The organism is Paenibacillus sp. FSL R5-0490, from assembly GCF_001956215.1.
Classification (GTDB): Bacteria; Bacillota; Bacilli; order Bacillales; family Cytobacillaceae; genus Cytobacillus.
On sequence record NZ_MRTQ01000048.1, the window covers coordinates 1 to 9,152 of the forward strand.

The following is a 9,152-nucleotide window of genomic DNA, read 5'->3' on the forward strand; positions in this document are numbered from 1 at the left end:
GATTGGTTCAACTAAGCCTCTGCCTGCGCGTCGGCAAGTTTCACTGTATCTCACCAATCGGGCCTTTACGGGCAGTTTGACCCCCACTATCTTCCTTTGATTCCTCTGATTCTTAAAGTGGGGGTCTTACTGCCCGTTAGACTGCGATAAAGTAGAGTGCAGCAAAGGAATCACCTATTCATGGGTGATTCCTTTTCATTTAGCAGAAACACTCATGTAAATAAACTTTAATACTATGTCATTCTCCTGTCATTTTTCTGAAAGTGATCAGTGATATGATTATTTTGACTGCTGAATAGATTTTATAGAGAGCGAGCAAGAAAAATGAACATTACTGATGCTGTAGCGCAATTGCAAAAATCTGGAATAAAGGCGAATAGTGATGACGTTGAGCGCTGGATCAATGAAGGAAAAATAAAAGCGGAACGCAGCGCGAGGAGGCAAGTCAGCTACTCCATAAAGATGAAGGATCTCGCTGATTTCATCATCCAGGAAAAAGAAGTGCTGTATCGCCAAAAGCTTGAAGGAGTCCTGCTTCAAGTTAAAGACCTGAAAGGGCAAATCGAGATCCTGAATACAAGGGTCCAAATAGAGGAATCAAAAGTGAAATCATTGAAGAAAATGATTCAGGCACAAAAACTGATTGCCGATGAAGAAATTAAGCCGGCAAAGCTTTTGGACCTGAAGCCTGATGAAGATCTGCAAATAGTCCGAAAAGAATTCAAAAAACTATTGAAAGCCCTCCATCCTGACCGAGGTGGAGATGAAAGACTTTTCAAGGTGTTTAATGAACATTATAAAAACATCTTTTAACCTTTGGAAATCGAGTATACATACATCTTATTTCCCGCCCTATGTAAGGTCTTTTCCTTTTTCATGCCTGCCTTCTCTGCAACACGGATTGATGCAAGATTATGGACATTGATAATGGAAACCAGCTTACTGTAGTTTAAGCTGGTGAACCCATACTCTTTACAGGCTAGTGCCGCTTCCGTGGCATAGCCTTTTCCCCATTCACGCCTGGCAAACAAGTAGCCGATCTCCATTTCCGTAACCCCGCCTGTATCCTGCGGGGTAATCCCGCACTGCCCCAAAAACCTGCCTGAAGCTTTCTCCTCCACAATCCAAAGGCCGACACCATAAGTCCGATAATTACGCAGCGTCCAGCTGATCCAATCTTCAGCCTGCTCTATTGTTTTTGTGGAGCGATAAAACCTCATGGCCTCCGGGTCAGAAAAGATTTCCATCAGATGGGGCAAATCAGTTCTTCTCATTTTTCTTAGAATTAATCTGTCTGTTTTTATAACTGGAGCAGCCATAGACAGTCTCCTTTCATCATCACTTGAATTCTTGCATTCTTACTAATTCTACAGAGTTTTTTTAAATCCTTTGTAGCATTATTCTGAAATTTCGTATTGCGAATTAAATTCAAAATCTTTAAAATAAAACAGAAACCATTTTTGAAAACCAGGGAGACACACATGAACCGCAAAATTTTTCTGTATGTAAAAGCCTTTTCTGATCTGGGTACCTTCATGGACTTGATTGCCATTAATGTGCTCATGTATGTTGCCACCGGAAGCTCTGCCTGGCTTGCTGCCACAATGGCCTTCAGGACACTCGGCGGCGTCTTATCCAGCCTTTTCTCAGGGGTTCTCGCCGACCGATATGACAGGCGGAAAATTATGATTTGGACGGATGTTTTCCGGGCCGTTATCATTCTATGCTTAATTCCGTTTCCGAATCCCATCATGATTCTCATTGTCTGCTTCTTTATTGGTTTGACCTCCAGCTTTTTCACGGTAAGCTACAGCGCCGAAATTCCGCAGATTTTTGGGCAGGATAAAGTGCTGGAGACAAATGCATTAATATCAAGACTAACATCTGTCAGCCTGGTGTTTGGCTTTATCGGTGCTGGAGTCATCACTGATTTCCTTGGCTATGAGGCCACTTTAATCCTTGATGCCGCCACCTACGTTATTTCTGCTCTTGTTTTACTAAAAATGAAGTGGCAAACATCTGAACCAGCCTTAAATGAAGGAATCAGCAGCGGCTTAAAAGAAAAGCTGGCCGGCATTGGCCGGGATTTGAAGGAAGTTTATTCCTTTATCTTACTTAAACCAATGCTGCTGCTTGTCAATATTGTCTTCCTTATCGGGGCTTTTGCAGGGGCTTCGCATAATTTAGGGATACCGCTGCTGGCAGAAGAGATCGACAGCAGCAAACAAAGCTTTTATTATGGGCTAATCTGGGGTGTATGGGGAATCGGGTCGGTCCTCGCAACCATCATTCTGCCAAGATTGAAAAGCCTCCAGGGGAACCGCCTTTATTTTGCCTGCTTTACAGCAGCCATGTTGATGTCCGCAGGATTTATCACCTTTCTGTCCAATACTGGCTTAGCGATCATTCTGCCGTTTGCCTTTTTAACCGGTATTTTTGATGCGTGCTTCACGACTTTGCATGCCACCATCCTGCAAAAGACAGACAACCACGTCAGAGGCAGGATTTTTGGAGTCGGCATGCTTTTAAAATCATTGGGCTTTGCCCTCGGATTTGTTGCCGCGCCGCTTGTATTGGAAGTTTTATCATTGGCTAAAATGGTCTGGGTTTTCCATGGAACCTTAATATCTGCAACCTTTTTCGTCCTCATTTTTGCAGCAGGGATGCAGAAAAAAGGAAAGAGATTGAGTCATAATGCATAAGAAATAGCCCAGTTCATCAACTGGGCCAATCTTATTGCCGTGGTGCAAACAGGATTATAGACGCCCCTATAAGACATATCCCGGCACCAAGCCAATCATAAAAGTCAGGTGCTTTTTTATCGATGCCCCATCCCCATAAAATGGACAGAACGATAAACACACCTCCATATGCAGCATACACTCTTCCAAAAGACGGGAAGGCCTGGAATGCGGCAATAACACCGTATAATGCCAGAATCAGTCCTCCAGCAATTCCCCATGAAAGAGGCTTTCCTTCGCGTATCCATTGCCAGATTAAATACCCTCCGCCAATTTCAGCTAATCCGGCCAGTATAAATAAAATAATAGCCTGAAACATCTTTTCACTCCCGGAAACATTTGTTTCTAGTTTACAGGTTCTCACTCAAAAAGGTAAACCTTATCCCCTGCTGCGATCTCACCTGTTTTCAGGACGGCGGCATACACTCCAAAGTGATTATTCCGTTCACTGATTACCTTTTTATGGAGGCTTGGATCCCGTTCACCGCTTTCAGGATCTACTGTAATAATCATGCACCGTTCGCAATGCCGCTTCACTTTTAACTCCACTTTGCCAATCTTCATGGTCTTCCCAAACCACTGATCCTCCAAAAAAGGTTCCTCTTTTACCAGGGAAAGAACTAGATTCGGGCGAAACCGCTGGAAGTCCAGCTTCTCTTTTCCCCATAGCTCTTTCATTTTCTTCAGGGAAGTATCTGTTACCACTAAAATATTTTCTTCTTCAATTGCCCCTTCTGGAACATGTATAGGACTGTATTGCACCAGGGTGATTTTTGAAGAAGAATGTTCTTCTATTTCTTTAATCAATTGGTCATCATCCCAGGTGACCTGTTTTCCGTCCGGGGCTGTAATTTTAACAGGCGGATATTTGTCCTTATTTTCCTCACCCATAAACTCTGCTTTATACCGCACCATTTCCGGACACTGAGTAATCGTCAAGTATTTACCTGGCCTGGACTCATCCAGATAGGCATGGCTGCGGTCCCCATACAGTCCATAATTCATTACATTCGTTTTATTCACGCTTTCCCCATGAAAGCTTTTCACCGGATAGCGGACAATCTCTTTAATATGTCCAATCAGCATTTTCACTCCCCCATTCAAGAACAAAAGCCCAAGCGCCTTGCTCACCCCCGACTACTCGAGGGGGTAGGCGCTGAAGCTAGACGTAGATAATTTCATCCACAAAGGTATAAACCTATCGCGATTTTATAATTCCTAAAAAGCAAAAAAATCCATGACAGCATTTTCGTCTATCATGGAAATCCTATTACTGCGGCCGTTTTGTTTGCCGCTTGGCTTTTTCATCCCTGTCTGACCTAATAATTTTTTCCCGCACATCAGGAGGTATGGATGCAGAGGTCCTTTTAGACTCAGGTTTCATTCCTGCACCTCCTCCATTATTTTACAACTTTGTAGCGCTTATGGCTGATTACCGTTTTGATGGGCTCATCCTTTTTCGGATTAATTCCAAGCTCTACAATGACTGAGTTATCCCGTACCACAACTACTCTGCCTTTTTTCCCTTTTTCCGAACCGCTAATGATGCTAATCGTATCGCCAACATCTGCTTTCTTTCCACTGCTTACCTTATCTGTTTCTTCAGCCATCTCGATTCTCCTTTAAAAATCAATATATTTTTAACTATGTCGCTAGTATTGCCGTTTTGGCGTTCTGCAAAACCCGTTTTATTTTCGTGATATCTTATTAATATGAAGATCCTTCAATAAATTTAAACCTGCCCGGATGATCATCATGATGCTTCCTGCAAGGAAAAACGAGATGGAAACCGTCTGGCTGACATCTGTCAAAAATAATATACTTCCGATTAAATAAAGAACACCAAGGAGCATGTCATTTACAAATGAAATAGCCTGATATCGCTTTTCGATGACCATTTTGTAGCTGCCGATCTCAATATGCACATCCTCCTGCTGTTCCCTGACAATATTTCTTATTTTCATGAATAACACCCCCTGTTTTGCCTTTTCCACATTAGGTGCCAAACATTCATGATTTTTCGGAAAGATGTTAAGAAAAATAATCCAGGACCAGTGAAGCCAGCAAGCCGATCGCTGCAATAAATCCGGTCACCGGACCGCTGTCCTCAAAAGCTTCAGGCATCATGGTGGATGCAACCATCGCCATAATCGCGCCCCCTGCAAATCCCGCAATCCCTGACAGCACCTCCTCTGTTGCTCCATCCAAAAATATGTACCCGGCCATTGAAGCGATTCCCGAAATGAAAAATACCGAACTCCAAAGGAGAATGATTTTCATTTTGGAATAACCGCTTTTTTTCATACCTGAAGTACTTGAAAGCCCCTCAGGAAAGTTGCTGATAAAAATGGCGGTGACCAAAAGAAAGCTGACCGAATCTGCCTCAAGCAGGCTTGTTCCGATCATGATGGATTCTGGTATGGCATCCATAATGGTTCCCGCGAAAAGCACAATGCCGCTGGTGGCTGCTGCTTTGTGGCCGGACCTTTTCCTGTGCTGCGCCCCTTTTTTGGAAATCATTATATCAAAGAGGGTAAATGTAACGGCACCGGCCATAAATCCAATGCCGGTTGGCAATAAACCGCCGTTATGGACAGACTCCCCCAGAAGCTCAAATGAGGCTGCACCAATCAGGACACCTGTACCGAATGCCATAATGTAACCGATTAATTTTTTTCTGACAGGTAAAAACATGGCTGCCAATGCGCCCAGCAGGACCGCTGACCCTGAAACTGCGCCCCAAAATGCAGCATTCCACACCAGGACCACTCCCTTGTCTTTGTTTTGTTTAATTATTTCCTTTTGGATCAGCAAGAAAACCTTTTATTCCCGACAAAAAAGAACAGGACCAATAAGGTTCTGCTCAAAAATATTTTTATACTGTTAAAATAATGCGATTTCCTGAAGGATCTGCAGTGATCACCTGATTATTTTCAACTGCTGCTGCAGCGCCGATTTTTTTCAAATTTTCGACTGCCTGATCCCGGGCTGCTTCATTTTCCAGAACGAGTGTGAAGGATTGAAGCCCGGCGCTATTCTCTGAAGGCTGCGGAGCTCCTACTCCGTTCCATGTATTCAAACCAATATGATGATGGTATTTTCCGCTTGAAATGAATATTGCCTGTGTGCCATATCGGCAGACCGCTTCAAATCCCAGTCCCGCTGTGTAAAATTTTTCAGTATTCGCCAGTTCAGCCACATGTAAATGTATATGCCCCATGACCGTACCTTCGGGCAAGCCCTTCCAGGACTGCTGCTGCCCAATTGATAGCAGGTCATGAAAGTCCAGCGGATCGACGGTCATAACAACTTCCCCGTTTTTCCATGTCCAATCAGAAGGACTGCGGTCAATGTAAATTTCTATTCCATTGCCATCAGGATCAGACAAGTAAAGTGCTTCACTGACAAGATGGTCGGATGATCCAAATTGCAGCCCGATCTCGGTGAAATGACGCACTATTTTAGCCAAATCGGAGCGCTTTGGCAGCAGCAGGGCGAAATGGTACAAACCGGTTGTTCTTCCCATCTTGGGTTCAGCGTTTTCCGGCTGTTCGATCGTAAGCAATGCTGTTTTGCCATCAGCAGTCAGTTCGGCAGTTCTATCTGTTTTTGATAACACTTTAAATCCGATTACGTCTTTATAGAAAGCCAGTGACCGTTCCAGATCCTGAACTTTTATATGAACCTGCGCAACAAAGGTTATCGGTTTTTGATGAAAGTTCATGTTAAGTTCCTCCCTTGCGTTAATTTGTTGTCAAGTGAAAGCGGTGTTTCCTTGGCTAAAACAAAATAGATTGATGCTGCAAGCAGGATTAAATCTAATTCATAGCCGGCCATTTGGCCATTTCCCAAGAGACCTAAAGGCAGCTTAGCAGTAAAGATAGCTCCGAGCATGATAATAGCAAATAATACGGAAACAATTTTTGTGCCGATTCCCAATATAAGCGCTATGCCTCCTGCCAGCTCGATAACGGCAACGACATAAGCCATAAAGCCTGGAATGCCGATACTATCGAAAAAACCGGCTGTATTGCTGATGCCTCCCTGAAATTTTGATAATCCATGAATAAAGAAAATAAATCCTAAAATAGCACGCAGAATGAAATGGCCTAATTCGTTTTTGTTCATGTTTGTTCCTCCTTGGTGAGCTAATTTTACTGTTTTGTTAGTTACTTACTTTATGTAAGTTAGTATATAATTTAAATTAAGTGTCGTCAAGTAACTTTTTTATTAATAGTTATTTAATTATTTTTGGTTTATGATTATAATAATAAACAAGGAGTGATACGGATGGAGAAATCACTAATTTGTCCAAGATTTGAAAAAGCCATTGGCATATTGAGCCAGCGCTGGACCGGATTGATCATCTACCAATTACTTAACGGGCCACAGCGGTTCTGCAGCATCGAATCCTCTATCGGGATAAGCGGCAAAGTTCTTTCAGACCGGCTAAAAGACCTGGAAAATGAGGGAGTCGTAAAACGCAATGTCTTCCCTGAAACTCCTGTAAGAATTGAATATTCCCTAACAGAAAAAGGCCTTGCCATGGAGCCGTTAATGAAAGAAATAGAAAAATGGTCGCAGACCTGGTTAGAAGCATAAAAAAGAGTCTTCCCGCTTGGGGAAGACTCTTTTTTTGCGTTATCATTCTGGTGGCGGGTTTTGATTAGGTCGCTGCCTGGGTTTGGACTCAGAATCCCGGTTTCTCACCTTTTGTGTCCGAAGATGGGCCGGGTTCAGACTCAAAATCTTGGATTCTTGCTTTTTGTGTCCGAAGTAGCACTAGGTTCTGACTCTAATCCTTGGATTCTTGCTTTTTGTGTCCGAAGTTGCACCAGGTTCTGACTCAAATCCTTGGATTCTAGCTTTTTGTGTCCGAAGTTGCACCAGGTTCTGACTCTAATCCTTGAATTCTAGCTTTTTGTGTCCGAAGTTGCACCAGGTTCTGACTCTAATCCCTGGATTCTAGCTTTTTGTGTCCGAAGCTGCATCAGGTTCTGACACAGAATTCCGGATTCTAGCTTTTTGTGTCCGAAGCTGCATCAGGTTCTGACATAGAATTCCGGATTCTAGCTTTTTGTGTCCGAAGACGAATCCATGTTCAAATTTTTTATCAAAACAGCCTCACACTTCAAACTATTTTCCTTTTATCTCTCTAATATACTGCTTTACAACTTCATACACATAATCCTGATTTGCTGCCGCGGTGTTGGGATCGTACTTGCCCCCGTTTGTCTTGTTATTGGAAAGGACTCGAATGCCCAGGAATGGAACATCATATGCTCCGGCAATTTGCGCTGCTGCGGCACCTTCCATTTCTTCTACTGATGTTTCGTAGTTTTCGTGGAACCAGTTGATGCGGTCCACTTCATTATTCCATAAGTCTGCAGAACCAATCGTTCCTTCAACTACCTTGCCCTTGGTGTACTTATCTTTTACAGCTTTGGCTGCGGCCAGCAGATTTTCATCACCTTCAAAGTAACGGATCTTTTCCGCATCAGGGTCTTCCCCTGCACTACCTTCAGAAGCCATCAGGTCCATTGGAATCCAATTGGTTGGCTCGATTCCTTCCCCTTCTTCCAAATGGCCCGTTTTCAATGATCCGATATTGACTGTTCTTTCGCCTAATACAATATCATACACATTCAAACTCGGATCATGCCCACCGGATGTTCCCTGATTGATGATTGCAGCGGGATCATATTTTTCAATGGCAATTGCGGTTGCGGCAGCTGTATTTTCCATGCCCTTACCTGTCTTGGCAACGATGACTGGATACTTGTCCAATTTCCCTTTATAGAAAACAAAATTTCCTGATTTTTCAACTTTAACCTTATCTAATCGCTGGGCAAATTTTTCAGCCTCGATCGGCATTGGTCCTTGAATAAGAATTGGCTTTTGTGCCCCTTCTGCTTCTGTTTCAAATTTTGGTGCTGAAGCGCACCCCGAAAGCATGGATAAAGACATGATTGCGATGGCAGCGATTGATGCTAATTTCTTTTTCATAGTACGTTCTCCCCCTGTTGTCTGATTCACTCGAAATCCTGGTAATAGAAAATGGCCTGAAAAAAGCAGAATGAATTCTACCTTCCAGACCATAGAGTTAAAGCAGCTGCCAAAAAAGAATACAGCTTTTTTTTATACTTTAACCCGTAGTCCGGTTCTTTCATTGGGAACCTGGTAGAAACGCTCAGACCATATTACCGAGCATATACGAGTGATGTTTTTTATAAGATTACGTTGCTAATATAACAAATAACCTTAATAAATTCAACCTAAAAACGAACATTTAGTTCGTTATAACTATTTAATATTCGTAATTAGGGAATCCGCAATCGAGTAGGAGGGGGTGATTAACCCCCGACCTCTCACACCACCGTACGTACCGTTCGGTATACGGCGGTTCGAAAG

The 9,152-nt window shown here is 43.0% G+C and carries 12 protein-coding genes and 1 riboswitch; of the genes, 3 read left to right on the forward strand and 9 right to left on the reverse strand.

Features of this window, described 5'->3' with window-relative positions; genetic code table 11:
• Positions 1-324 precede the first annotated feature (324 nt).
• The gene (locus BK139_RS23190; protein WP_076263521.1) at positions 325-813 is read left to right on the forward strand and encodes a J domain-containing protein; all 489 of its coding nucleotides are present in this window, start codon (positions 325-327) and stop codon (positions 811-813) included.
• Here the strand turns inward: BK139_RS23190 and BK139_RS23195 are convergent.
• Complete coding sequence (locus BK139_RS23195; RefSeq protein ID WP_076263523.1) at positions 810-1,319, reverse strand: GNAT family N-acetyltransferase; 510 nt, start codon at positions 1,317-1,319, stop codon at positions 810-812. The two genes, BK139_RS23190 and BK139_RS23195, sit on opposite strands and share 4 nt — an antisense overlap.
• Positions 1,320-1,481: 162 nt before the next feature.
• Here BK139_RS23195 and BK139_RS23200 point away from each other — a divergent pair, with 162 nt between their 5' ends.
• Entirely contained in the window at positions 1,482-2,702 is a 1,221-nt protein-coding gene (locus BK139_RS23200) for an MFS transporter (protein ID WP_076263525.1), read from the forward strand.
• A gap of 31 nt (positions 2,703-2,733) precedes the next feature.
• On the opposite strand, the gene BK139_RS23205 is transcribed toward BK139_RS23200, so the two are convergent.
• The 7 genes from BK139_RS23205 to BK139_RS23235 form a co-directional block, all read right to left on the reverse strand.
• Positions 2,734-3,060 (reverse strand): YnfA family protein, encoded by a 327-nt coding sequence (locus BK139_RS23205; protein WP_076263528.1) that lies wholly within the window; start codon positions 3,058-3,060, stop codon positions 2,734-2,736.
• Between the two features lie 41 nt (positions 3,061-3,101).
• On the reverse strand, positions 3,102-3,827 hold the full coding sequence (locus tag BK139_RS23210) for an MOSC domain-containing protein (RefSeq protein WP_076263530.1): 726 nt from the start codon (positions 3,825-3,827) through the stop codon (positions 3,102-3,104).
• 314 nt (positions 3,828-4,141) lie between these two features.
• The gene (locus BK139_RS23215; protein ID WP_076263532.1) at positions 4,142-4,351 is read right to left on the reverse strand and encodes a DUF2187 family protein; all 210 of its coding nucleotides are present in this window, start codon (positions 4,349-4,351) and stop codon (positions 4,142-4,144) included.
• A 78-nt stretch (positions 4,352-4,429) separates the two neighbouring features.
• Positions 4,430-4,705 (reverse strand): YrhK family protein, encoded by a 276-nt coding sequence (locus tag BK139_RS23220; protein WP_076263534.1) that lies wholly within the window; start codon positions 4,703-4,705, stop codon positions 4,430-4,432.
• Positions 4,706-4,772: 67 nt separating this feature from the next.
• Positions 4,773-5,501 (reverse strand): ZIP family metal transporter, encoded by a 729-nt coding sequence (locus BK139_RS23225; RefSeq protein ID WP_076263545.1) that lies wholly within the window; start codon positions 5,499-5,501, stop codon positions 4,773-4,775.
• 115 nt (positions 5,502-5,616) lie between these two features.
• Positions 5,617-6,465 carry a VOC family protein gene (locus BK139_RS23230; RefSeq protein WP_076263537.1) on the reverse strand — a complete coding sequence of 283 codons (849 nt, stop codon included), beginning with the start codon at positions 6,463-6,465 and terminating at the stop codon, positions 5,617-5,619.
• A complete protein-coding gene (locus tag BK139_RS23235) occupies positions 6,462-6,869 on the reverse strand; it encodes a DoxX family protein (RefSeq protein WP_076263539.1) in 408 nt (135 codons plus the stop codon). Before BK139_RS23235 ends, BK139_RS23230 begins: the two co-directional genes overlap by 4 nt.
• A 162-nt stretch (positions 6,870-7,031) precedes the next feature.
• Here BK139_RS23235 and BK139_RS23240 point away from each other — a divergent pair, with 162 nt between their 5' ends.
• On the forward strand, positions 7,032-7,343 hold the full coding sequence (locus BK139_RS23240) for a winged helix-turn-helix transcriptional regulator (protein WP_048010760.1): 312 nt from the start codon (positions 7,032-7,034) through the stop codon (positions 7,341-7,343).
• 534 nt (positions 7,344-7,877) lie between these two features.
• Here BK139_RS23240 and BK139_RS23245 read toward each other — a convergent pair.
• A complete protein-coding gene (locus BK139_RS23245; protein ID WP_076263542.1) occupies positions 7,878-8,747 on the reverse strand; it encodes a 5'-methylthioadenosine/S-adenosylhomocysteine nucleosidase in 870 nt (289 codons plus the stop codon).
• 127 nt (positions 8,748-8,874) lie between these two features.
• Positions 8,875-8,978: riboswitch (purine riboswitch) on the reverse strand.
• Between the last annotated feature and the right edge of the window lie 174 nt (positions 8,979-9,152).